Origin of the sequence: Citrobacter sp. R-1.5.2 (assembly GCF_035064245.1) — a bacterium.
In the GTDB taxonomy this organism is placed as follows: domain Bacteria; phylum Pseudomonadota; class Gammaproteobacteria; order Enterobacterales; family Enterobacteriaceae; genus Citrobacter.
Genome location: NZ_JASEYC010000014.1, coordinates 57,964 through 82,331, shown reverse-complemented (window position 1 = coordinate 82,331; position 24,368 = coordinate 57,964). Strand labels below are relative to the sequence as shown.

General features: G+C 51.5%; 25 protein-coding genes. 13 read left to right on the top strand and 12 right to left on the bottom strand.

From position 1 onward, the window contains the following. Nucleotides 1-3: 3 nt before the first annotated feature. Nucleotides 4-234, bottom strand: coding sequence for an Arm DNA-binding domain-containing protein (locus tag QMN38_RS20765; protein WP_323605885.1), 231 nt, complete (start codon nucleotides 232-234; stop codon nucleotides 4-6). Nucleotides 235-471: 237 nt separating this feature from the next. Here QMN38_RS20765 and rraA point away from each other — a divergent pair, with 237 nt between their 5' ends. The 5 genes from rraA to QMN38_RS20740 all read left to right on the top strand — a co-directional run bounded on the left by rraA (nucleotide 472) and on the right by QMN38_RS20740 (nucleotide 5,795). Beyond that, entirely contained in the window at nucleotides 472-957 is a 486-nt protein-coding gene (gene rraA, locus QMN38_RS20760) for a ribonuclease E activity regulator RraA (RefSeq protein ID WP_003028798.1), read from the top strand. Nucleotides 958-1,182: 225 nt separating this feature from the next. Beyond that, a complete protein-coding gene (locus QMN38_RS20755) occupies nucleotides 1,183-1,473 on the top strand; it encodes a UxaA family hydrolase (protein WP_064167206.1) in 291 nt (96 codons plus the stop codon). A 21-nt stretch (nucleotides 1,474-1,494) separates the two neighbouring features. Next, nucleotides 1,495-2,658, top strand: coding sequence for a UxaA family hydrolase (locus tag QMN38_RS20750; RefSeq protein ID WP_038636004.1), 1,164 nt, complete (start codon nucleotides 1,495-1,497; stop codon nucleotides 2,656-2,658). An 86-nt stretch (nucleotides 2,659-2,744) separates the two neighbouring features. After that, on the top strand, nucleotides 2,745-3,704 hold the full coding sequence (locus QMN38_RS20745; protein ID WP_038636001.1) for a 2-keto-3-deoxygluconate permease: 960 nt from the start codon (nucleotides 2,745-2,747) through the stop codon (nucleotides 3,702-3,704). A gap of 159 nt (nucleotides 3,705-3,863) precedes the next feature. Continuing rightward, the gene (locus QMN38_RS20740; RefSeq protein WP_271454389.1) at nucleotides 3,864-5,795 is read left to right on the top strand and encodes a sigma 54-interacting transcriptional regulator; all 1,932 of its coding nucleotides are present in this window, start codon (nucleotides 3,864-3,866) and stop codon (nucleotides 5,793-5,795) included. A 214-nt stretch (nucleotides 5,796-6,009) separates the two neighbouring features. Here the strand turns inward: QMN38_RS20740 and zapB are convergent, their stop codons facing one another. Then, entirely contained in the window at nucleotides 6,010-6,255 is a 246-nt protein-coding gene (gene zapB, locus QMN38_RS20735; RefSeq protein ID WP_115259761.1) for a septal ring assembly protein ZapB, read from the bottom strand. A gap of 426 nt (nucleotides 6,256-6,681) precedes the next feature. Between zapB and QMN38_RS20730 the strand changes: the two genes are divergently transcribed. The 4 genes from QMN38_RS20730 (at nucleotide 6,682) to fpr (ending at nucleotide 11,087) form a co-directional block, all read left to right on the top strand. After that, nucleotides 6,682-7,527 (top strand): MIP/aquaporin family protein, encoded by an 846-nt coding sequence (locus QMN38_RS20730; RefSeq protein WP_137381460.1) that lies wholly within the window; start codon nucleotides 6,682-6,684, stop codon nucleotides 7,525-7,527. Between the two features lie 21 nt (nucleotides 7,528-7,548). Beyond that, nucleotides 7,549-9,057: a glycerol kinase GlpK gene (glpK, locus tag QMN38_RS20725; RefSeq protein WP_271441490.1), complete on the top strand. Its 1,509-nt coding sequence runs from the start codon at nucleotides 7,549-7,551 to the stop codon at nucleotides 9,055-9,057. 177 nt (nucleotides 9,058-9,234) lie between these two features. Further along, nucleotides 9,235-10,245: a class II fructose-bisphosphatase gene (gene glpX, locus QMN38_RS20720; protein WP_137381459.1), complete on the top strand. Its 1,011-nt coding sequence runs from the start codon at nucleotides 9,235-9,237 to the stop codon at nucleotides 10,243-10,245. Between the two features lie 95 nt (nucleotides 10,246-10,340). Next, a complete protein-coding gene (gene fpr, locus QMN38_RS20715; protein ID WP_271449575.1) occupies nucleotides 10,341-11,087 on the top strand; it encodes a ferredoxin--NADP(+) reductase in 747 nt (248 codons plus the stop codon). Between the two features lie 33 nt (nucleotides 11,088-11,120). Here fpr and QMN38_RS20710 read toward each other — a convergent pair whose 3' ends face one another. Further along, a complete protein-coding gene (locus QMN38_RS20710) occupies nucleotides 11,121-11,549 on the bottom strand; it encodes a DUF805 domain-containing protein (RefSeq protein WP_005121733.1) in 429 nt (142 codons plus the stop codon). Nucleotides 11,550-11,649: 100 nt separating this feature from the next. Between QMN38_RS20710 and QMN38_RS20705 the strand changes: the two genes are divergently transcribed. Further along, nucleotides 11,650-12,246, top strand: a complete 597-nt coding sequence (locus tag QMN38_RS20705) for a YiiQ family protein (protein ID WP_271456582.1) — start codon at nucleotides 11,650-11,652, stop codon at nucleotides 12,244-12,246. Nucleotides 12,247-12,357: 111 nt separating this feature from the next. Further along, a complete protein-coding gene (gene tpiA / locus QMN38_RS20700) occupies nucleotides 12,358-13,125 on the top strand; it encodes a triose-phosphate isomerase (RefSeq protein ID WP_003028783.1) in 768 nt (255 codons plus the stop codon). Nucleotides 13,126-13,166: 41 nt separating this feature from the next. On the opposite strand, the gene QMN38_RS20695 is transcribed toward tpiA, so the two are convergent. The 7 genes from QMN38_RS20695 to cpxP form a co-directional block, all read right to left on the bottom strand. After that, a complete protein-coding gene (locus tag QMN38_RS20695) occupies nucleotides 13,167-14,639 on the bottom strand; it encodes a DASS family sodium-coupled anion symporter (RefSeq protein ID WP_061066967.1) in 1,473 nt (490 codons plus the stop codon). Between the two features lie 113 nt (nucleotides 14,640-14,752). Next, complete coding sequence (locus QMN38_RS20690; protein ID WP_323605877.1) at nucleotides 14,753-16,057, bottom strand: SLC13 family permease; 1,305 nt, start codon at nucleotides 16,055-16,057, stop codon at nucleotides 14,753-14,755. Nucleotides 16,058-16,130: 73 nt separating this feature from the next. Continuing rightward, complete coding sequence (locus QMN38_RS20685; RefSeq protein WP_271454387.1) at nucleotides 16,131-16,880, bottom strand: CDP-diacylglycerol diphosphatase; 750 nt, start codon at nucleotides 16,878-16,880, stop codon at nucleotides 16,131-16,133. Between the two features lie 104 nt (nucleotides 16,881-16,984). Continuing rightward, a complete protein-coding gene (gene sbp / locus QMN38_RS20680) occupies nucleotides 16,985-17,974 on the bottom strand; it encodes a sulfate/thiosulfate ABC transporter substrate-binding protein Sbp (RefSeq protein ID WP_271449571.1) in 990 nt (329 codons plus the stop codon). A 206-nt stretch (nucleotides 17,975-18,180) separates the two neighbouring features. Next, the gene (pfkA, locus tag QMN38_RS20675; protein WP_003028778.1) at nucleotides 18,181-19,143 is read right to left on the bottom strand and encodes a 6-phosphofructokinase; all 963 of its coding nucleotides are present in this window, start codon (nucleotides 19,141-19,143) and stop codon (nucleotides 18,181-18,183) included. A gap of 183 nt (nucleotides 19,144-19,326) precedes the next feature. Continuing rightward, on the bottom strand, nucleotides 19,327-20,229 hold the full coding sequence (gene fieF / locus QMN38_RS20670; RefSeq protein WP_137381453.1) for a CDF family cation-efflux transporter FieF: 903 nt from the start codon (nucleotides 20,227-20,229) through the stop codon (nucleotides 19,327-19,329). Between the two features lie 147 nt (nucleotides 20,230-20,376). Next, nucleotides 20,377-20,877: a cell-envelope stress modulator CpxP gene (gene cpxP, locus QMN38_RS20665; protein WP_137381452.1), complete on the bottom strand. Its 501-nt coding sequence runs from the start codon at nucleotides 20,875-20,877 to the stop codon at nucleotides 20,377-20,379. Nucleotides 20,878-21,027: 150 nt separating this feature from the next. Here cpxP and cpxR point away from each other — a divergent pair, with 150 nt between their 5' ends. Continuing rightward, a complete protein-coding gene (gene cpxR / locus QMN38_RS20660; protein ID WP_048214010.1) occupies nucleotides 21,028-21,726 on the top strand; it encodes an envelope stress response regulator transcription factor CpxR in 699 nt (232 codons plus the stop codon). After that, nucleotides 21,723-23,096, top strand: coding sequence for an envelope stress sensor histidine kinase CpxA (gene cpxA / locus QMN38_RS20655; RefSeq protein ID WP_137381451.1), 1,374 nt, complete (start codon nucleotides 21,723-21,725; stop codon nucleotides 23,094-23,096). The genes cpxR and cpxA overlap by 4 nt, the downstream gene beginning before the upstream one ends. 51 nt (nucleotides 23,097-23,147) lie before the next feature. Here the strand turns inward: cpxA and QMN38_RS20650 are convergent, their stop codons facing one another. Beyond that, nucleotides 23,148-23,549, bottom strand: coding sequence for a nuclear transport factor 2-like protein (locus tag QMN38_RS20650; RefSeq protein WP_271454386.1), 402 nt, complete (start codon nucleotides 23,547-23,549; stop codon nucleotides 23,148-23,150). Next, on the bottom strand, nucleotides 23,549-24,250 hold the full coding sequence (gene yiiM / locus QMN38_RS20645) for a 6-hydroxyaminopurine reductase (RefSeq protein ID WP_271441478.1): 702 nt from the start codon (nucleotides 24,248-24,250) through the stop codon (nucleotides 23,549-23,551). Before yiiM ends, QMN38_RS20650 begins: the two co-directional genes overlap by 1 nt. Nucleotides 24,251-24,368: the final 118 nt, after the last annotated feature.

The window sequence follows — 24,368 nt, the reverse complement described above, 5'->3', positions numbered from 1 at the left end:
ACTTCAATATGCCCGCTCTCTGGCCTGCTCAATAGTCATATCCGGGAACTTGCCCAACGTCACACGGTAAAATTTTCCGTCGCGCTTTCGGGACGCACAAAAACTTTTGCTGCCACTGGACGTAACACGCAGCCGCAACCCATTAACGACACTATCAGCATATTCAAGGCGTTTGCCGGCATCAGGAACGGGGAGTTCCATCAGCACGGCTTTGGTGAAGTTGATCGTTCTCATAGGGCTTTCTTTTATGCTCCAGCAATCTTCCGGGGATACCTCGGGGATACTTTACAGAGGGAAATACGGGTAATTGTAGGTCATTATCGGCTGTTTTAAAAATCAGTAATTATCTGTTTTTCAATGAAAAATATGAATGGTTATTGATCTGGACACTAATTAACAATTGATGATTTTGCCAACAGTACATATAGCGCGATATACTAAAAATTCTCGCAGCAACTGAACGTTAAGCCTATGAAATACGATACATCCGAGCTTTGTGACATCTATCAGGAAGATGTCAACGTCGTGGAACCGCTGTTCTCTAACTTTGGAGGACGGTCGTCGTTTGGCGGACAAATCATCACGGTAAAATGTTTCGAGGACAACGGGTTGCTGTACGATCTGCTCGAACAAAACGGCCGTGGTCGTATTCTGCTGGTCGATGGTGGCGGTTCTGTCCGTCGTGCGCTGGTCGATGCCGAACTGGCTCGTCTGGCAGTACAGAATGAATGGGAAGGTCTGGTCATCTACGGCTCAGTACGCCAGGTAGACGATCTGGAAGAGCTGGACATCGGCATTCAGGCGATTGCCGCTATTCCGGTTGGTGCTGCAGGTGAAGGCATTGGGGAAAGCGATGTGCGCGTCAATTTTGGCGGCGTGACGTTCTTTTCCGGCGACCACTTGTACGCCGACAATACCGGGATAATTCTTTCCGAAGACCCGCTCGATATCGAGTAAGCAAAAAAGGCACCGCAAGGTGCCTTTTTTATGCGTTTCCGTCGTACCCACCTTTTGCACGCCGCAACTGTAGCTATTTGCCGCAACTGATGAAGCTACTTACAGCGGCTCTATCTCCCCCTTCCCACACTGCGTGTTATTTATCTTAATAAACAACAAGTTAAAAACATGGCACGCCTTATGCTTTATACCACTGTATCCAATCAAAGCGCATAAGGATTTTTTATGAAGAAAAATGCAGTGGTTATTAACCCGCAAGATAGCGTTGCTACTGCTATCCAGCCCCTCAAGGCCGGAGACGTCGCCAACATGTTTGTTGGCAATGAAAATCTGACCATCACCTTACGGGATGACATCCCTTACGGTCATAAATTTGCCATTAAAGCCGTTGCGCTTCATGGCGAAGTTTACAAATACGGTGAATCCATTGGTCGGGCAACAAAGTCTATCCAGACCGGAGATTATGTTCATGTTCATAATGTTGAAAGTGAACGTGGCCGTGGGGATTGGAAATAAAGGCTGAAGGAACAAGTGAAAATGAAAAAAACAATCAAAGGTTATCGTCGTCCGGATGGCAGCGTGGGTATTCGCAACTACGTCTTAATTTTACCTACCAGCGTTTGCGCCAATAAAGTCGCTCAGGACATCTCCGCTCAGGTTCATGGCTCAACCTGGCTTAATAATGATTTTGGTTGCTGCCAGATTGCTGGTGATGCTGCATTAACCGAAAAAACACTGATCAACGTTGCCAGGAACGGCAACGTTGGCGCCATACTCGTTGTCGGACTGGGTTGTGAAGGCGCTGAACCTACTCACATTGCGCAAGAAATCACGAAATTTGGTAAGCCGGTTTCCTGCATCACAATTCAGAATGAAGGGGGGACCTTGCAGTGTCAGGCGCGCGGAATTTCAATCGCACGTCAGTATGCGCAGGATTTGTCCCAGCAAGACTACGAAGAAATAAGCGTCAGCGAGTTGATCCTCGGAATGGAATGCGGAGGTTCTGATACCACCTCTGGCCTCGCCTCCAACCCTGCCTGCGGTGTTGCATCTGATTTGTTAGTTAACGATGGTGGCACATCGATTCTTTCAGAAACCACCGAATTCATTGGCGCAGAACACGTTGTTGCTCGTCGGGCCATTAATTCACAAGTCGCAGACGATTTAATCAAGCTGGTTGTGGGGTGTGAAGAAAGAGCGAAAGCCCTGGGCGCAGATATCAGGGGCGGGCAACCGACGCCAGGTAATATCCAGGGCGGTATCACCACCATTGAGGAAAAATCTCTGGGCTGCATGCACAAAGCGGGTCATTCACCGCTACAGGGCGTCCTGCAATACGCAGATTTCCCTGGCGGTCGTGGACTATGGGTGATGGACTCCCCTGGACAAGATATCGAATCCATCTCCGGGATGGTGGCCGGCGGCGCACAAATTATTATCTTTACTACCGGGCGCGGAACCCCCACGGGAAACCCGATTGCGCCAGTGATCAAAATCACCGCCAACGAAGAAACATTTACCAAAATGCGCGACAACATTGATATTGATGTTTCATCGATTATGCGGGGAGAATCTTCTATTAATGAGATGGGCGAGGTGATTTATCAGGAAATCATTAAGGTTTCTAATGGTAAAACAACCAAAGCTGAAGATCTTGGGCATAAGGAATTCTCTATTTACAAGATCGCACCAACATTTTAAGACGATAGAAATATAACCCTATACGGTGGGAATAAATAACATATTCCCATCATTTATATCCGTTACGAAAACACGGAAGTCTCCTCATGAAAATAAAACAAACAATTGAGAAATTCCCAGGCGGGATGATGGTAATCCCGTTATTGATCGGAGCATTATTAAAGACATTTTGTCCTGGTGCTTTAGAAATAGGGAGCTTTTCGACGGCGGTAGCTCATGGCGCTCTCGCTATCCTGGGCGTATTTTTTGTCTGTATGGGCGCTGAAATCCGCCTACAGGCCGCGCCGGTCGCCCTGAAAAAAGGGTTCGCCATTATGCTGTCCAAGTTGGTTGTCGGGACAGCAATTGGCTTACTGGTCGCAAAGTTTTGCGGCGCCAACGGCTTCTTTGGTTTGTCTGCACTCGCCATTATCGCGGCCATGACCAATGCGAATATGGGCCTCTACGCTGCACTGACCAAACAGTTTGGCAATGAAACCGATGCGGGCGCTATCGCTGTGCTTTCCGTACTTGAAGGCCCCTTTCTGACGATGGTGGCGATGGGTGCCGCTGGGCTGGTGTCGATCCCAATAATGGAGCTGTTCGCCGTTGTTTTACCAATACTGATTGGTATGCTGCTCGGAAATCTGGATGAGGATATGCGTTCGTTCCTGAAAAGCGGCGGCGCGATGCTGATCCCCTTCTTCTCTTTTGGTCTGGGTACCGGAATCGATTTCAGCACCCTGCTGATGGCCGGATTCGCAGGGGTTATTCTGGGTCTCATGACCGCATTCATTGGCGCGCTGATTAATGTTGCCGTCTCCCGTTTTGTCGGAGGTTCAGGCATCGCCGGAGCGGCAGTCTCCACGACGGCCGGTAACGCCGTTGCGACCCCCGCAGCCATCGCCGCGGTTGACCCCAGCGTGTCAGCATTAATCGCCGTAGCGACGCCGCAGATTGCCGCCTCTACGATCGTCACCTCCTTAGTCGTACCGTTTATAACCGCCTGGGTTGCTCGCCGCGAACAAAGGAGAATCGCCCAACGCCAGCAGTTATCAAAAACATAAATTCCACAGAGTTGATCGAAAACAATTCCGCTGTTCACCATTTATGTGACAAAAAGATTGCAGAAACAGTAAGTCGTGAATGGATTACTGTTTCTACAATAATGCCGACAACTGTTTCCACCGTTATCGACTTCACATCATGATCATGCTGGATTCAACATGTTAAAATTACCTAATATTTACATCGTTTCTCCTTTACAAGCGCTCTCTCTAGAAGCTGAACGCCTGTCTATCCGATATAATCACATCGCAAATATAACGATATTAAATGCCACCCTTGACGATGTTGATTCCGTGATCCCGATATTGCGCACGAATTCCCCTGATCTTGTGATTAGTCGCGGTGGCATGGCATGGATGCTTAAACAAAAAATACCGCAGCCTGTCATTGAAATAAAAACATCCGCTTATGATATTATCGATGCCCTCAGGCCATATCTTGGGCTCAATAAAAATATTGGGGTTATTGGGTTTCGCAGCGTTATCGACGGCTGTATGAAAATAGCCAGGATGCTTAATCTGCAACTCACTGAGTTTATCATTGACGAAATGGCCAACCCTTGCATTGAGAATGTCAGGAATGACTTTGTCAATTACACACAAAATAACCAGATAGATCTTATTATTGGCGATGCCATTTGCCCGCTTTATTTTGGCACACACAGCATGGAACATTTCATCCCTTTCCATTCAGGTGTCGAGTCCATAGAACTGGCATTACATGAGGCAATTCAGCTGTATCAGGCGCTCGCTAATGAGCGCATTGAGCAAAACCAGCTAAACCTGTTACTTGACCACACCAATAAATTCATTCTTCTCATTGATAATTTCGGTAAGGTCATTCACTGTAATCATAAAGCCGTCGAGCTTTTACAACTCAGTAAACATGATTTAATCAATAAAAAAATACCTTCCTTAACGCTAAACTGGGAAGACCTGCAAAATAATATCCCGATAGAAAATGAGTTAATCAACACACCCTATGGCGAATTTGTGGTTAACCAGTTCCCCATTGTAGAAAACGAAAATCTCAACCGCGTGGTGATCACCCTCCAGACATCATCTAACTTACAGAATGCTGAGCAGAAGATAAGAATCAAAGAAGCGAAAAAGTTAGGATTTCACGCCAGGTATCACTTCGAAGATTTTATTACCTGCAACCGTGAAATGCAGGCTCGCTTAAGGTTAGCCAGGATATATGCGGAAACCGAAGCAACAATACTGCTACTCGGTGAAAATGGTACCGGCAAAGAGGTTCTGGCGCAGAGCATTCATAACGCCAGTTCACATCGCAATGGGCCATTTGTTGCGGTTAACTGCGGCGCAATCCCCGCTTCAATTATGGAAAGCGAACTCTTTGGATATGTCGATGGCGCGTTTTCCGGTGCCTCTAAAAAAGGCCGCGCCGGGATGTTTGAACTGGCGCATAACGGCACCATCTTTCTTGATGAAATCAGCGAACTGGATAAGTTCTTACAAGCAAAACTCTTACGCATTCTGCAGGAGCGCCAACTGATGCGCCTGGGCGCAGATCACATGATTCCGGTCAACGTCCGCGTTATTGCGGCCACAAACCGAAACTTACCGGCAATGATTGCAGCCGGTGATTTTAGAGAAGACCTTTTTTATCGCTTGAATGTGCTCAAGGTCACCACATTACCGTTACGTGAACGCCCGGACGATATCCAACTTATTGGGCAAACAACTTTAGATGCGCTGAGAAAGTCCTATCAGTTGCCTCCCATTGCATTGAGCGAAAGTTTATGGAGTGAGCTAAAAAAATATTTATGGCCGGGTAACGTACGTCAGTTGAATAATATTATGGAGCGCCTGGCGTTATCGTTTTCATCCGGCGTGGTGTCTCTTTCTGCCGCCACGTTACTGATTGAGGATTTACAAGCCGATAAAGCGTCTTCCCCCCAACAACCTCGCCATCACTGCCCGGACTGCCAGTTGCTCGAAGGGCCGTATAAACGGATCCGTAGCCGTATTCTCAAAGGGGTGCTACTACGACAGCAAAACAACAAAAGCCGTGCAGCGAAGCAACTGGATATTGACCGTAGCTCGTTCACCCGTTGGCTTGGTGATTGATGGGAAAGCCCGCAAGCAAGGCCGTTATCAAAGATAAATATTGCCGGATGTCGGCTTACACCTTATCCGGCCTACAAACTCGTACTCTAAATCCTCTAAAGATTTCGCGTCAGGGCAAGGCGGCAAGTAAGTGAATCCCCAGGAGCATAGACCACTATGTGACTGGGGTGAATGCACGCAGCCAACGCCGCCATAACGTGAAATATGACGAGGATTAGACTTCTTCCATACGACCCAGCAGGGCATGCAGACGATCCTGCCAGCCACTCTGCTGTTCTTTCAGGCTGTTGTTCTCACGCTCCAGTTCTTCACGCTGCTGCTGTGCAGACTGAACTTCCTGCGACAGTGAGTTATTCTTTTCTTTCAGCTCTTCGATTTCCATCTGCAACAGCGTGATGGTATCAATCGCCTGCTGTACTTTTGCTTCCAGTTTCTCAAACACTTCTAATGACATCGTCATACCTCTCCTGAATTGCAAGGCGTTGATGGATAAAAATCCTCGTCCCGATAACCGGCGACGCCTTAATAAAAACGAGCGCACACTACTTAACACCGATTGTATGAAGCCGCGTCATCCCTGTCCAGCGGCATCCCGCGCAGATTGCGGTTTGCAACACTTTTAATCTTTGTCCTGGTGACATAACTGTCATAACTCTTAAGTGTTAACAGGATGATCGGTGAAATGATTCAGCTCACACTATTTTTGTATAACAAATACCGCTCAATGGCGCGAAAACGCTCATTTTGTTGATGGAGTACACACATTTTAATTTCGATATTTCTCGTTTTTGAGCGTTAACGATAAATTAACAGTGTGCCTACCGGCTCCGGGGATGTCAGTGACCTTCTCGCATACAATAAACATTAAACTCTTCAGGATCCGATTATGAGTCAAACATCAACCTTGAAAGGCCAGTGCATTGCTGAATTCCTCGGTACCGGGTTGTTGATTTTCTTCGGTGTGGGTTGTGTCGCTGCACTCAAAGTGGCTGGTGCTACTTTTGGTCAGTGGGAAATCAGTATCATCTGGGGTCTGGGGGTAGCCATGGCTATCTATCTGACAGCAGGCGTTTCTGGCGCACACCTGAATCCAGCAGTCACAATCGCACTATGGCTGTTTGCGTGTTTTGACAAACGCAAAGTCGTTCCTTTTATTATTTCTCAAATTGCTGGCGCCTTTTGCGCAGCGGCATTGGTTTACGGGCTTTATTACAATCTTTTCATCGATTTCGAACAAACGAACCATATCGTGCGCGGTAGTGTAGAAAGCCTCAATCTGGCAGGTACTTTCTCCACCTATCCAAACCCGCATATCAATTTTGTGCAGGCCTTCGCGGTTGAAATGGTCATTACCGCTATTCTAATGGGGCTGATTCTGGCACTGACCGATGATGGTAATGGTGTACCGCGTGGTCCACTGGCACCGCTGCTGATCGGCTTACTGATTGCCGTTATTGGTGCATCCATGGGTCCACTGACCGGTTTTGCGATGAACCCGGCACGTGACTTCGGACCGAAACTCTTCGCCTGGATGGCAGGATGGGGCGAGATTGCCTTCACGGGTGGTCGTGATATCCCTTACTTCCTGGTCCCCGTGTTTGGCCCGATTACCGGCGCAATTCTGGGCGCATGGGCATATCGCAAACTGATTGGTCGCCATTTACCGTGTGATGTCTGCGCGATTGAAGAAAAAGACGTTGCGACCAACACTCAACAAAAAGCTTCGCAGTAATGTGACTACGGGACAAAAATGATGACTGAAAAAAAATATATCGTTGCGCTCGACCAGGGCACCACCAGCTCCCGCGCGGTCGTAATGGACCACGATGCGAATATCGTTAGCGTTTCACAGCGCGAATTCGAGCAAATCTATCCGAAAGCAGGCTGGGTAGAACACGACCCAATGGAAATTTGGGCGACCCAAAGCTCCACGCTGGTAGAAGTGCTGGCGAAAGCCGATATCAGTTCCGATGAAATTGCAGCGATCGGTATTACCAACCAGCGTGAAACCACCATTGTCTGGGAACGTGAAACCGGTAAGCCGATCTATAACGCCATTGTGTGGCAGTGTCGTCGTACCGCAGATATCTGCGAGAAGCTCAAGCGCGACGGTATGGAAGAGTACATCCGTAACAACACCGGTCTGGTCATTGACCCGTATTTCTCCGGTACCAAAGTGAAGTGGATCCTCGACCACGTAGAAGGCTCGCGTGAGCGCGCCCGTCGCGGCGAGCTGCTGTTCGGTACCGTAGACACCTGGCTTATCTGGAAAATGACTCAGGGACGCGTACACGTCACGGATTACACCAACGCCTCACGTACCATGCTGTTCAACATCCATTCCCTGGACTGGGACGACAAGATGCTGGACGCGCTGGACATTCCGCGTGCAATGCTGCCGGAAGTTCGCCGTTCTTCTGAAGTCTATGGCCAGACCAACATTGGCGGTAAAGGCGGCACACGTATTCCTATCTCCGGTATCGCGGGTGACCAGCAGGCTGCACTTTTCGGCCAGCTGTGCGTGAAGGAAGGGATGGCGAAGAACACCTACGGTACTGGCTGCTTCATGCTGATGAATACCGGCGAGAAAGCCGTTAAGTCAGAAAATGGGCTGCTGACCACTATCGCTTGTGGCCCGACCGGGGAAGTGAACTACGCGCTGGAAGGTGCCGTGTTCATGGCGGGTGCGTCCATCCAGTGGCTGCGTGATGAGATGAAACTCATCAGCGATGCATTCGACTCAGAGTATTTCGCCACCAAAGTGAAAGACACCAACGGCGTATATGTTGTTCCGGCGTTCACTGGCTTGGGCGCACCATACTGGGACCCGTATGCACGTGGCGCCATCTTCGGCCTGACCCGTGGCGTAAACTCCAACCACATCATCCGTGCTACGCTTGAGTCTATCGCTTATCAGACGCGTGACGTGCTGGAAGCGATGCAGGCGGACTCCGGTATTCGTCTGCACGCGCTGCGCGTGGATGGCGGTGCGGTAGCCAACAACTTCCTGATGCAGTTCCAGTCTGACATTCTCGGCACACGCGTTGAGCGCCCGGAAGTTCGCGAAGTGACTGCGCTGGGTGCGGCATATCTGGCCGGTCTGGCTGTCGGCTTCTGGCAGAATCTGGATGAGCTGCAGGAAAAAGCGGTCATTGAGCGTGAGTTCCGCCCTGGCATCGAAACCACCGAACGTAACTTCCGTTACAGCGGCTGGAAAAAAGCAGTCAAACGCGCTCTGGCGTGGGAAGATCACGAAGAGTAATACATCATTGCCGGGTGGTGCGGCCTACTGATACGAAACTGACGTAGGCCGGATAAGACGCGTTAGCGTCGCCATCCGGCTATATCTCCGTGCGGGGCAACCCCGCACACACATCAATAATCTCGCCCCCTCCCCTGTGCTACACTTCGCGCCATTCCTTTCTGCTACGAGTTTGCAATGAGACGAGAACTTGCCATTGAATTTTCACGCGTGACCGAAGCGGCTGCACTGGCTGGCTATAAATGGTTGGGTCGCGGCGATAAAAACACCGCTGACGGCGCGGCCGTGAACGCCATGCGTATTATGCTCAACCAGGTCAACATTGACGGCACCATCGTGATTGGCGAGGGCGAGATCGATGAAGCACCGATGCTGTTTATCGGTGAAAAAGTCGGAACCGGTCTCGGCGATGCTGTTGATATTGCAGTCGATCCCATCGAAGGTACACGTATGACAGCAATGGGCCAGGCGAATGCACTGGCGGTACTGGCTGTCGGCGACAAGGGTTGCTTCCTGAACGCGCCGGACATGTACATGGAAAAGCTGATTGTCGGCCCTGGTGCCAAAGGTTCAATCGACCTGAATCTGTCGCTGGAAGCGAACCTGCGTAATGTCGCCAGCGCGCTCAACAAACCGCTGAGCGAACTGACCGTCACCATTCTGGCGAAACCACGCCACGATGAAACCATCGCCGAAATGCAGGCGCTGGGCGTTCGCGTATTCGCGATTCCCGATGGCGACGTGGCCGCGTCGATTCTGACCTGTATGCCAGACAGTGAAGTTGACGTGCTGTATGGCATTGGTGGCGCACCAGAAGGTGTCGTCTCTGCCGCCGTTATCCGCGCACTGGATGGCGACATGCAAGGCCGTCTGCTGGCTCGCCATGACGTCAAAGGTGACAGCGAAGAGAACCGTCGTATCGGCGAACAGGAGCTGGCTCGCTGCGCCGCGATGGGTATTGAGGCAGGTAAAGCGCTGCGTCTGGATGAAATGGCCCGCAGCGACAACGTTATTTTCTCAGCAACCGGGATCACCAAAGGCGATCTGCTGGAAGGGATTAGCCGCAAAGGTAATATTGCCACCACCGAAACACTGCTGATCCGTGGGAAATCACGTACGATCCGTCGTATTCAGTCCATCCACTACCTCGATCGCAAAGATCCGGATGTACAGACGCATATCCTGTAATTGATTTGATCAATAGAGCCTTCCAGCCCATCTGGGCTGGAAATCTTTCGTGCAACGAACGAAGATAAGGCAATCACAGCAGACAGGAGAAAACCATGGCAGATTGGGTAACAGGCAAAGTCACTAAGGTACAGAACTGGACCGATGCCTTATTTAGTTTGACCGTGCGAGCTCCGGTTCTTCCCTTCACGGCAGGCCAATTTACCAAGCTCGGCCTCGAAATCGACGGCGAGCGTGTCCAGCGTGCCTATTCCTACGTGAATGCGCCTGACAACCCCGATTTAGAGTTCTATCTGGTGACGGTTCCTGACGGAAAACTCAGCCCCCGACTGGCGGCGCTAAAACCTGGCGACGAAGTACAGGTCGTGAGCGAAGCAGCCGGTTTCTTCGTGCTGGATGAAGTCCCCGATTGCGACACGCTGTGGATGCTGGCAACCGGCACCGCTATCGGCCCATATTTATCGATTCTGCAGTTGGGCAAAGATCTGGACCGTTTTAAAAATCTGGTGCTGGTCCATGCCGCCCGCTATGCCGCCGATTTAAGCTATCTGCCGTTAATGCAGGACCTGGAAAAACGCTACGAAGGTAAATTACGTATCCAGACGGTTGTGAGCCGTGAAACCGCCGCAGGTTCATTAACCGGGCGAGTTCCGGCGTTGATTGAAAGCGGCGCGCTGGAAACTGCGGTGGGGCTACCCATGGATACAGCAACCAGTCATGTGATGCTCTGTGGTAACCCGCAAATGGTACGCGACACGCAGCAACTGCTGAAAGAAACCCGGCAGATGACCAAACATCTGCGCCGTCGACCGGGCCATATGACCGCTGAACATTACTGGTAAGGGCTTGCCGGATGGCGCTCACGCTTATCCGGCCTACGAGTCAGCTCTGTATTTTACGTCCTGCGTGTCCTTACCGTATTTATTTGCGTCCTGGGTGCCAACGAACGCGCCCAGATCGATAAGCATACCCACCAGAATCAGCGTCGGTACAAAGCGGCCTACCGCCCATTGCCAGACACCGGGCAATACTGCCCAGTTTCCGGCCAGCAGCATCCATGCAAGAATCATCAGGAACGCCCACGCGCCGGAGCGCCCCCGATCATGCAGACGTTTTACTGTGACTGCAGCCGTCGGCCACAGCAAACAGACCAGACAAAATGCCGCCGTCTGGATATCGAGCAATTGTTTACTCGCCAGCGAAAACAAAACCAGCATCCCGACAATCCACAGACCGATCCAAATCCAGAAATCACGGCGTCCAAGACGCCCTTTAAATGAGAATAACCACTGCTGTATGGTCATGTAGATTCCTTTATTATTACCTTCCAGAACAGTTTACCCTTTTGACAAGCCCGGCGGTTACCGTTTTAATCGTGAGCAGTAAGAATAAAAGGTACGATTGATGAAGCAAGGATTGACTCTGTTTTTATTATTGTTTTCAGTCATGTCCGTGAATACAGCGGCGCTGGCGGAAGAACCATCGACGGCAACCACGGCCCCCTATTTACTGGCGGGCGCGCCGACCTTTGACCTGTCGATTAGCCAGTTTCGCGAAAACTTTAATACGCAGAATCCGAAGCTTATTCTGAATGAATTCCGTGCCATCGACAGCAGCCGCGATCGGGCAAATCTCACCCGTGCCGCCAGTAAAATCAATGAAAACCTGTATGCGTCCTCCGCCCTTGAGCGCGGCACCTTAAAAATCAAAAGTATGCAGATAACCTGGCTGCCGATTCAGGGGCCAGAACAAAAGGCGGCCAAAGCGAAAGCGCTGGAATACATGACCGCCGTCATACGCACCGTCGCGCCGTTGTTGACGAAAGAACAGAGTCAGAAAAAGCTGCAAAAACTGCTCGCTGCCGGCAAAGGTAAGCACTATTACGCCGAAACGGAAGGCGCAATTCGCTATGTTGTTGCAGATAACGGCGAAAAGGGGCTGACCTTCGCTGTTGAACCGATTAAGCTGGCACTATCAGAAAGTCTTGAGAAAGCGAATTGATGACAAAAAGCAAAGCCTTTCCGCAGACGAATCTCTATACTGTTTCACAGACCATGCTGCCCTGATGGGCGGCCATCTTCCTTAATTCGCTGACAAGCGTGGAGAAATGAAATGCGACATCCTTTAGTGATGGGTAACTGGAAACTGAACGGCAGCCGCCACATGGTAAACGAACTGGTTGCTAACCTGCGTAAAGAACTGGCTGGCGTTGCTGGCTGTGCAGTAGCAATCGCTCCGCCGGAAATGTATATCGACCTGGCGAAACACGCCGCTGCCGGTAGCCACATCATTCTGGGCGCGCAGAACGTTGACCTGAACCTGTCTGGCGCATTCACCGGTGAAACAAGCGCTGAAATGCTGAAAGATATCGGCGCGCAGTACATCATTATCGGTCACTCTGAGCGTCGTACTTACCACAAAGAGTCTGACGAGCTGATCGCGAAGAAATTCGCTGTGCTGAAAGAGCAGGGTCTGACGCCGGTTCTGTGCATCGGTGAAACCGAAGCAGAAAACGAAGCAGGTAAAACGGAAGAAGTTTGCGCACGCCAGATTGACGCAGTACTGAAAACTCAGGGCGCAGCAGCATTCGAAGGCGTGGTTATCGCTTACGAACCTGTATGGGCTATCGGTACCGGTAAATCTGCAACGCCTGCTCAGGCTCAGGCAGTCCACAAATTCATCCGTGACCACATTGCTAAAGCTGATGCGAAAATCGCTGAACAAGTGATCATCCAGTACGGCGGTTCCGTAAACGCAGCAAACGCTGCTGAACTGTTCGCTCAGCCGGACATCGACGGCGCGCTGGTTGGCGGTGCATCGCTGAAAGCGGACGCTTTCGCCGTAATCGTTAAAGCCGCTGAAGCCGCTAAACAGGCCTAAGTTGTTAAAAGGGGAGCATCGCTCCCCTTCTTATATCTGCTTTACCAGTATCCCAGCCAGTGCCACCAGAAGGCCCCCGTAACACCCCAGATGGTCAGGTTGACCACACTCATCACCAGTCCCGTTTTCCACCACTCAGCCAGTGTAACGTAACCCGAACCAAAGATGATTGGCGCAGTCCCTGTACCATAGTGCGTGAGCGACATCATCAACGAGGAGGAGAAGCCCAGCATCAGACCAAGCAGCGCCGGTGGAGCACCGAGGCCTAATCCGGCAGCGAAGAAAGCCGCGAACATGGCCGTGATATGTGCAGTGGTACTGGCGAAAAAGTAGTGTGAATAGACATAAAGCAGGATCAGCAGCAGCGTGGCGATACTCCAGTGCACCCCGAGATGGTCAATTGCACTACCAACGCTCGTCGCCAGCCACCCTACCAGGCCCAGTTTGCTCAGGAAATCCGCCATCATAACCAGTGCGGCAAACCAGACTATCGTATCCCATGCACCACGGCATTTAAGGATATCGTCCCAACTCAATACCCCTGTCACTAACAGAACAGACAAGCCAATCAGCGCCGCGCTGGTGGGGTTAACGGCCCAGGTACTGCCCATCAGCATCGCTGGAACACCTGCCCACAGGCAGAGCAGCAAAGCGAAAACCGCGAGGGTGATTTTTTCAGCCAGCGACAACGGACCGAGTGCCCCCAGTTTTTCCCGGGCAAACTCTGGCGCATTCGGTGTGCGTGTAATAGCGGGCGGATAGAGCCACCAGATGACAATAGGCATCACGACCAGTGAGACAACGGCCGGAAGAAGCGCCGCAATCGCCCACATTCCCCAGGTCATATTCAGCACCCCATCCGTCCCTTTGGTCAAAAAACTCACAATAAGCGGGTTTGGCGCGGTAGCGGTAATAAACATCGCCGAACTGATCGGGTTAATGTTGTAGTTCACCAGTGCCAGGTAACGACCTGTAGCACCGTTCTCTTTGTCACCGGGTTGAGAGCCCAAACTTTCCGCAATCGCTCGCATCACCGGGTGAATAATACCGCCGCCGCGCGCGGTATTGCTCGGTGTAACGGGTGCGATTAGCGTTTCTGCCAGCGTTAGCGCCCAGGCGATACCCAACGTTCTTTTGCCAAACAACGCAATAAACCCATAGCCGATACGCGCGCCCAGCCCCGTTTTCAACAGGCTTTGCGACAACATAATCGAGATGCCGATCAGCCAGATAAGCTGGTTGGAGAAACCACTTAACGCATCGCTCAGCGCCGCGGTGGGTTTACCGGGGTGCGTCACGCCGGTCATGGCTACCAGCATAATCGCCACAATCGCAATCGCGCCGATAGGCATGGCTTTACCAATAATTGCCGCGATAGTACCGATAAATAACGCCAGCAGATGCCACGCCTCGGGGGTAACATCTGCTGGACATGGGATAACAAACCAGATGGTCAGCGTAATAACAATCGAGATGATGGCAGGCCAACAGCGGATGGGGGTCAATCTGTCCATGAATCAATCCTTGAGTTTCCAGCACGCAATTATGCGCTCAGGTATTAACCAATATCGGTGCGCATAATACAATTCACCCACTCACAAAACAAAAAATTAACATTCAGATACAACTATAATTTCCCCAACACGCTAAACCACAGATAATCCAGCGGCAGCAGTATCAGATACGTTGCCGCCGCCAGCGTGATACACAGCAGCATTCCAGCTCTTGCCGGTACTTTTCCTAACGCCATTGCCACCACAATCGGTGATGCCTGATACGGCAATAGCGGTGTGGAATAGCCCAATACCTGAATCATAATCACCGAGAGTAGCGGGAAGCCGGTCGCATCTGAAAAGCTTTGTGCCAGTGTGGTATACAGTGCCGGAACGCCGTTCGCCGTCATGATGAAATTAAGTGCGGTGGTAATGCCGGTCAATGCAAGGAAGCTGGTAAACGGTTTGTCCGCATCCAGCGGCATCACCTGTAACAGCGCCTCGCCTACCGCGCTACCGATACCGGTCTGCGTCACGGTGATGGCCAGTCCCAGGATACCCGCCACGTAAATGCAGGTACGGATATTCACCCCACTGGAAAATTCTTCGCCATTAATAAATCCTACGCGCGGCAACAGCGTAATCACCGCCGCCACCAGCCCGGTCCATGCCGGCCCCACGCCATGCCAGCTTTCGCTGACCCACAGAAACAGCACCACCGCTAACATCCAGGCCAGACGTTTTTCATCACGACTCATTGGTTCAGGCGGCGTCAGATCGCGCGGCGCATGAGGTTGGCCGGGAAACAGCCAGCAGATAAGACCAATGAGCACCACACCTTTTAGCCAACCCAACACGGGTGTATGCAGCAGCAAATAGGGAAGATAATTCAAGTGGATACCCCAGGAACCTTCCGCTGCGCCACTCATCACCAGGTTTGGTACGTTAGCAGGTAAGATCGTGGCGGAAAGCTGGAAGGTACCAAAACCGACGGCAAGCGCCAGACCATACCAGGCGCGCGTGCCGTCGTTAATTCCAGCCCGTTTCGCCATCGCCGCCACAATCGGCATCAGCAACGCAATACGTCCCATGTTGGACGGCATGACGAACGCCAGCGCGTAACTCAATAGCACCACGCTCGCGACCATTAATGGCCAGGAGTCCGTCAGCCTTGACGACAATGCCCTCGCTGCCCGGTCCGCCAGCCCCGTTTTACGAATCGCAATGCCCAGCACAAAACCACTGAAGACCAGCCAGAACGCCGATGAGGCAAAGCCACCAAAGATGACATCCGGTGGCGCGATTTTGGCCACCATCGCCACGGCAAAGAAAAGCAGCGCCGTGATAAATTCCGGCAGCAGCGACGTCGCCCAAAGCAAAATGGTGACGCCGACCACCAGAGAGGGAACAAACAGAGGGTGTGAAAGCCAGAGCGACATGCCTGTCTCCTGTTGTTTTTTTCAACAAGAATACGGGGACAGGCAAAGAGAGTAAACGCCAGATTAAGGGGGGCTAACGCAGAATATCACATTGATGATCCTGGATTTCCTCAGCAGAGGCGAGATTCAGCGACAGCAGGTCACGCTGAGTCGCCAGCAGGACAAAGGATTCGTCGCTTTGACGCACCATCGCCAGCGCATAGCTTCCCATCCGCTCACGCGCATCCGGCACCTCTTCAGCCAGCATCATAAACGGGCTGCGCTGCGCCAGTTCGTTTTCCGTCACACGACGCGCCAGATATTCATGCCCGCGCAATCCGCCGGGCAATGGCAACCAGCGAGTGCTAATTTTCGCCATATTGTCATCCAGTTGCGTTCTGACGTCGGGTCGCAGGCAGGAGATATGAATGTGAAAGTGATTTTGCGTACGCCCGGTACGTGAGTTAATTGTCAGCGATACCGCCTTATCAGGGATCTCCTGACCGTATTTTTGACTCATAAAACTACGTGCCTGCCAGGCTAGCCAGAAAAAATTCGGTGTTCCAGATTCCAACAGCAACGGGCTCTCCGTGCCATTGATACGGTAGGTTGGCATCAACAGATATTGCAGCGGACCGTTTCGGTCTTTGAACACCACATATCCGGCATCGGGTTTAACTTCAGTACACGGCGCGGGATTGTGCTGCTGCAACTGATGTGGCAGGCATTGCTCAAGGACTATCTGGCGTAACGCGTCCGGGTTACCGCTGAATTTCCAGTACCCTATGCCCGCAGCGGCGGCGACCACAATAACCGCCAGTAAAAGATAACCTGCTTTTTTCATTACGCGTTCCCTGTATCCCATTGAGGCGCAAGAGTAACGCAAAACGATGACAAATAAAAAACCCGGTCGCGCTATGCCACCGGGTTCTGCCGTGACCTCAACCTTTAGCGTTTGCTGATCTGGTCAAAGGTACCGCCGTTAGAAAAATGCGTTTTCTGCGCTTTCGTCCAGCCGCCAAACTCTTCATCAATGGTGAACAGTTTCAGTTTCGGGAATGCGCTTTCGTATTTCTTCGCGACGTCAGCATCACGCGGGCGATAGTAGTTTTTCGCCGCAATCTCCTGACCTTCCGGGGAATAGAGATACTTCAGGTAAGCTTCTGCCACCGCTTTGGTATCTTTCTTTTCCACGACTTTATCGACAACGGAAACGGTCGGCTCAGCGAGGATAGACTCACTTGGGGTGACTATCTCGAATTTATCTTTGCCTAACTCATTCGTTGCCAGCAACGCTTCGTTTTCCCAGGCGATCAGCACATCACCAATCCCTCGTTCAACAAACGTATTGGTTGAGCCCCGCGCACCGGAATCCAGTACTTCAACGTTTTTAAACAGTGCCTTGACGAAGTCCTGCGCTTTGGCCTGATCGTTGTTGTTGTGATGCAGAGCGTAGCCCCATGCCGCCAGATAGTTCCAGCGTGCGCCGCCTGAGCTTTTCGGGTTTGGAGTAATCACTGACACACCCGGTTTGACCAGATCGTTCCAGTCATGAATTTGCTTTGGGTTGCCTTTGCGTACCAGGAAGACAATGGTGGAGGTGTAAGGCGCAGAATTGTCCGGCAAGCGTGTAATCCAGTTTTTATCGATACGGCCACGTTCAGCAATGGCATCCACATCGTAAGCCAGCGCCAGCGTCACGACATCGGCTTCGATACCGTTGATGACAGAGGTCGCCTGTTTACCAGAGCCGCCGTGTGACTGGCGGATAACGACGTTATCGCCGGTTTCCTGCTTCCAGTGTGCGCTGAATGCTTTGTTGTACTGCTCGTACAGTTCACGTGTTGGATCGTACGATACGTTAAGTAACTGAATATCCTTTGCCAGAACGCTGGTCGATGCCAGCAATAATGTTAACCCTACGCCCCATTTGTTCATCGCCCAGCTCTCTTATGTGATGTTGTGATGAGCAAAGCGTGCCAGAAAGAGATCCAAACATTAAAGAATAAAAAAAGATTTGCTATAACTTCGAGGAATAAATCCGAGGGGTTGCCGGATGGCGGCTAACGCCTTATCCGGCCTACAAGTATCTGCAACCTGTAGGCCTGATTAGCGTAGCGCCATCAGGCGCGCAAAAAATACAATCAGTACAGTTTTTTCGCGCAGTCCAGCCAGTCACCTTTGAACGGACGCTTCATGTTTTCGATAGCGTCGATAATGTCGTGGTGAACCAGTTGCTCGTTCTGAATACCGACGCAGCGACCGCCATGACCTGCCAGCAGCAGTTCAATAGCATATGCGCCCATTCGGGACGCCAGAATACGGTCGTAAGGAACCGGAGAACCACCACGCTGGATGTGACCCAGTACGGTAGAGCGCGTTTCACGGCCCGTTTCTTTTTCAATGTAATGTGCCAGTTCATCAACGTCACACATGTGCTCAGTGATCGCTACGATGGCGTGTTTTTTACCTTTTGCGATACCGGCTTTGATTTCAGCAACCAGATCGTCACGGCTAAATTCAACTTCCGGAACCACGACAAATTCACAGCCACCGGCAATTGCTGCAGCCAGGGTCAGGTCGCCGCAGTAACGGCCCATCACTTCAACGATGGAGATACGCTGGTGAGAAGAAGAAGTATCACGCAGACGGTCAATCGCTTCGACGACGGTACCCAATGCGGTGAAATAACCGATGGTGTAGTCGGTGCCTTTAATATCGTTGTCGATAGTGCCCGGCAAGCCGATGCACGGGAAGCCCATTTCAGTCAGGCGTTTTGCACCCATGTAAGAACCGTCACCACCGATAACAACCAATGCGTCGATGCCACGTTTCTTCAGATTTTCGATAGCCACTGCACGCACATTTTCGTCGCGGAATTCCGGGAAGCGAGCAGAACCGAGGAAAGTACCACCACGGTTGATCATGTCGGACACGCTGTAGCGGTCAAGCTGGACCATACGGTCTTCATACAAACCCAGGTAGCCATCATGGATCCCCATGACTTCCAGTCCTTCCGTTAACGCTGCACGTACAACACCACGGATTGCTGCGTTCATGCCCGGCGCATCACCGCCGCTTGTCAACACACCGATTTTCTTAATCATGACTACCTCTGAACTTTGGAATGCAAAATGAAATCTGCTGCCGGAAGTCGATTCCGCATATCGAAACGATCCAACGAATATGCAGATAGTATAACAATCACTTCCTGCTGAATTGATTCAGGTCAGGCCAAATGGTGGTAATTTATACACAAAATGCTGGCCCGGCTCACTTTTTACAACGAATTATGAAAGCTCAAACATCTTGCCTTCCTTGGGTACGACTGAACAGGGATCCTGGTGAATAATCACATCCGATCCCGGGAAACGCCGTAAAATTGCCTGCTCCACCTGCTCAGCCACTAAATGCGCCTGAACGAGCGGCAGATTATCTTCCATTTCCAAATGAATCTGAATAAAGCGGGTCGGCCCTGACTGCCGCGTGCGAAGATCGTGAGCGCCGCTGACACCTGGCCATGACGTCACTATATCAATAATTTCCTGACGTTCCTCATCGGGTAAGGCGCGATCCAGCAAGGATTGCACTGCCTCATACCCCATGCGTAATGCACTATATAAAATATAGATGCCAATCCCGAGCGCAAACAAGGCATCCGCACGATGCCAACCATACCAGGCCAGTCCAAGCGCAACGAGAATCGCACCGTTCATCATAACATCAGACTGATAATGAAGCATATCTGCCCGTACAGCCTGACTTTGCGTACGTTTCACCACCCAGCGCTGAAACGTGACCAGAATGATAGTACAAATTAACGCAATAACGGTGACAACTACCCCGACACCCGGATCTTTCATCGGCGTCGGTTGGATGAGATGCTGAATCCCGGTCAGGAATAAAAACAACGCCGAACCGGAAATAAACATACTTTGCGCTAGCGCCGCCAGAGATTCAGCTTTCCCGTGCCCAAACGTGTGCTCATCATCTGCTGGCTGCAACGAATAACGCACCACCAACAGATTGGTTAGCGACGCAGCGATATCGACTAGGGAATCCACCAATGCCGCCAGAATACTGACCGATCCGGTGTACCACCACGCAAAAATTTTGATCAAAAGTAACAGAGAAGCCATCACGGTCGCAGCGATTGCCGCCCGACTGACCAGTCGCCCATAGGTTTGATTCATAAACACTCCTGCCAGGATATGCCGCTAGTATAACGGATGAAGTAAAACAGTCAGGCAATAACCGAGTGACAAATTTTGGGCAAAAAAAACCCCCACATCATGTGGGGGAAGACAGGGATGGTGTCTATGGCAAGGAAAACAGGGTTACTACTGGGAACGTGAGTTGCTACTACTCAATAAATTCAACGATGAGCTTTTTTGCCATTGCGTTACATCGCGCAGTTGCTCCATTCGTTGTTCATGTTTCTCATTTAAAACCGCTTGCTGCTCGGGCGTTAACAGGCGATACATCTGGTTGCGGACCCTGGCTATTTCAACCTGGCGGGCAACCTGTTCTTGTGCCATTTTTTCTGCCTGAGCGCGCACAGCGCTTTCATCAAATTTCTCTGCGGTGACAAGACGATGCATTGTCTCCATTTCGCTAACATTTACAGGAGGCTGTTCGTGTCTTGCCTGCTGCATTAAATCTCGCATCTGTTGACGTTGATGTTCGGTTAAACTGATACCGTCAAACATGTGGCTCTGTACGCTGCGCTGCGATGAGCCTTCACCCAGGTGCCAGTGATCGCCTGTGACGACTTCAGCTGCATGGCTTAAAGTACTGAGTGCCAGCGTTGAGGCCATGACGGCAGCGGTAACTTTGCCCATCACTTGCTCCCAAAATCTTTTCTGTCGCGATTCAACGAGAGACAGTTTACGATTCGGGCTGCAAACATGCGTCAGGGGGTGTAAAACAACGTAAAGTCATAGATTAGCGACGCCTGATGACGTAATTTCTGCCTCGGAGGTACGTAAACAATGAATAAAATCCTGTTAGTTGATGATGACCGAGAGCTGACTTCCCTGTTAAAGGAGTTGCTCGAAATGGAAGGTTTCGATGTGCTGGTTGCCCATGATGGGGAGCAGGCACTTGAGCTTCTGGATGACAGCATCGATTTACTTTTGCTCGACGTCATGATGCCGAAGAAAAACGGCATCGATACACTGAAAGCGCTTCGCCAGACACACCAGACGCCCGTAATCATGCTGACCGCTCGCGGCAGCGAATTGGATCGCGTACTCGGCCTTGAGCTGGGTGCAGACGACTATTTACCCAAACCCTTTAACGACCGCGAACTGGTTGCGCGTATCCGCGCTATTCTGCGCCGCTCTCACTGGAGCGAACAACAGCAGACCAGCGATAATGGCTCGCCGACGCTGGAAGTGGATGCGTTAAGCCTGAATCCGGGTCGCCAGGAAGCCAGCTTTGATGGGCAAACCCTGGAGTTAACCGGCACCGAATTCACCCTGCTTTATTTACTGGCACAGCATCTCGGCCAGGTCGTTTCTCGTGAACACCTGAGTCAGGAAGTCCTGGGTAAACGCCTGACGCCGTTTGACCGTGCTATCGACATGCACATCTCGAACCTACGTCGTAAGCTGCCAGAGCGGAAAGACGGGCACCCGTGGTTTAAAACCTTGCGTGGTCGCGGCTACCTGATGGTCTCCGCTTCATGATAGGAAGCTTAACCGCACGCATCTTTGCCATTTTCTGGTTAACGCTGGCGCTGGTGTTGATGTTGGTACTGATGCTGCCCAAGCTCGACTCACGTCAGATGACCGAGCTACTGGACAGCGAGCAGCGCCAGGGGTTGATGATCGAGCAACACGTTGAAGCTGAGCTGGCAAACGACCCACCCAACGATCTGATGTGGTGGCGTCGCTTGTTCCGTGCTATCGACAAGTGGGCACCGCCAGGACAGCGGTTATTGCTTGTCACTACAGAAGGACGTGTGATCGGCGCAGAACGCAACGAAATGCAGATCATTCGTAACTTTATTGGTCAGGCTGATAACGCTGATCATCCGCAGAAGAAAAAATATGGTCGCGTTGAGATGGTCGGGCCCTTCTCCGTCAGAGATGGTGAAGATAACTACCAGTTGTATCTCATTCGACCTGCCAGCAGTTCACAGTCTGATTTCATCAACCTGTTGTTTGACCGGCCCCTGTTGCTGCTGATCGTCACCATGCTTGTCAGCTCGCCGCTGCTGCTTTGGCTGGCATGGAGCCTGGCAAAACCAGCGCGTAAACTGAAAAATGCGGCGGATGAGGTGGCACAGGGTAACCTGCGTCAGCATCCGGAACTGGAAGCCGGCCCGCAGGAATTTCTGGCGGCAGGTGCCAGTTTTAACCAGATGGTGACCGCGCTGGAACGCATGATGACCACACAGCAACGCCTGCTGTCGGACATCTCTCACGAGTTGAGAACGCCACTAACACGTTTGCAACTGGGGACTGCGCTGCTGCGCCGTCGTAGCGGTGAGAGCAAAGAGCTGGAGCGCATTGAAACAGAAGCGCATCGGCTGGACAGCATGATCAACGACCTGCTGGTGATGTCGCGTAATCAGCAGAAGAACGCGCTGGTCAGTGAAACCGTGAAGGCTAATCAGCTATGGGGCGACGTGTTGGATAACGCCGCCTTTGAAGCCGAGCAGATGGGCAAATCGCTTACCGTGAATTTCCCGCCGGGACCGTGGCCGCTGTATGGCAACCCGAACGCACTGGAAAGCGCATTGGAAAACATTGTGCGTAATGCCCTGCGCTATTCACATACGAAGATTGAAGTTGGCTTCGCGGTGGATATTGACGGGATTACCATCACCGTAGACGACGATGGTCCAGGCGTGAGTCCTGAAGACAGAGAGCAGATTTTCCGTCCATTCTATCGCACCGATGAAGCGCGCGATCGTGAGTCCGGTGGGACAGGTCTGGGTCTGGCGATTGTTGAAACCGCTATTCAGCAGCATCGAGGCTGGGTGAAGGCAGAGGACAGTCCGCTGGGAGGTCTACGTCTGGTGCTTTGGCTACCGCTGTACAAACGTACCTAATCAATTTCGGCCTACATCGTGTAGGCCGATTTTTTATACACCATCACAGGTTTACGCCAGGCGGGAAATTTCTGGCGCGAGGATCCACTCTGCGCTGTCATTCCACACATCCATATGGGTAATTTTTCCTTCACGGACTTCGAAGCGATCGATATAACGGTTGCCCGCAAACGCACGACCATCAGGCCATTCGCCATACAGCGTACCGTTCGAATAAACCACTACGCAGTCTTCGTGCGCTACCGCATCAAACTCGCCCAGCGCTTTTTTTACCCACTTATAGCGTTCGCCATTAAAGCGGGCAATATCCGCTGCACCGGCCATTTCTCGCCGTCCGGTAAAGGTAATCTTCACCTCAGGATGCGTAAACGTCGCTGCACGCTCAGCATCGGGGATCATCGAGGCAACCAGAAACGCTTTAACAATTGCCACCGCATTTTCAGATTCAGTCATTACACTTCCGTCCTTTCCTGAGGGGGATGACTGCCCCATAACCGTCGGGCATTGTCTTCAATTTTGCCACTCAGGCGACGTTTCTGCATTGTCCTGGTCCAGCTTTTCGATAATCCTGCCGCTGACAGCAGGCGGTGATACTGGTCATCGTCAAACGGCATATGCCACGCAATGGCAATGGCCTCCCGCAGACTGACATCGCTCACACGCGACACCAGTTCCAGCGGCGCATCCGCGGACACTTGCCCCGGCGCGATAACACTGTACAACCAGCCTATCTTCCCCGAAGCCTGCATCTGACTGGCCATATCGCTAATGCCAAAATGGAAATTCAGCTTAAAACACGGTGAACGCGGCTGCGTGACCTGAATCAGCGCCTCACCCCACTGGAAAATATCGCCGATATAGACATTCTCTTCTGTCAGCCCAAGCGTTGAGAGGTTCTCCCCAAAGGCGGGGGCGACAAATAACTCCGCCTGTTCGGGGAATTCTTGTATCCAGTGCTGATAGTGTTCACGCGGATAGTGGCACAGCGCGCGATCCGGCCCGCCATGAATTTTAGTCTCCGCCTGTTCATCGCCCGTGAGTCCCAGATCGGTCAGCATCAACTCGCCATCAACCTGAACTTTAGCAATCGCGCTGGGACGGCTTCCCGTGTAGTCCCGAATCTTGCCTGTAAAAACATCGACCGGATATCGCATCTGTTCCCTCTCCCGATAAATTTCTCCCATTACACCATATTTATTTTACCCCAGTCGCTCAAAATGAGAGCACGGTTCACATGAAACTTAGGGACACATGCTATCAATGTAATCTTGT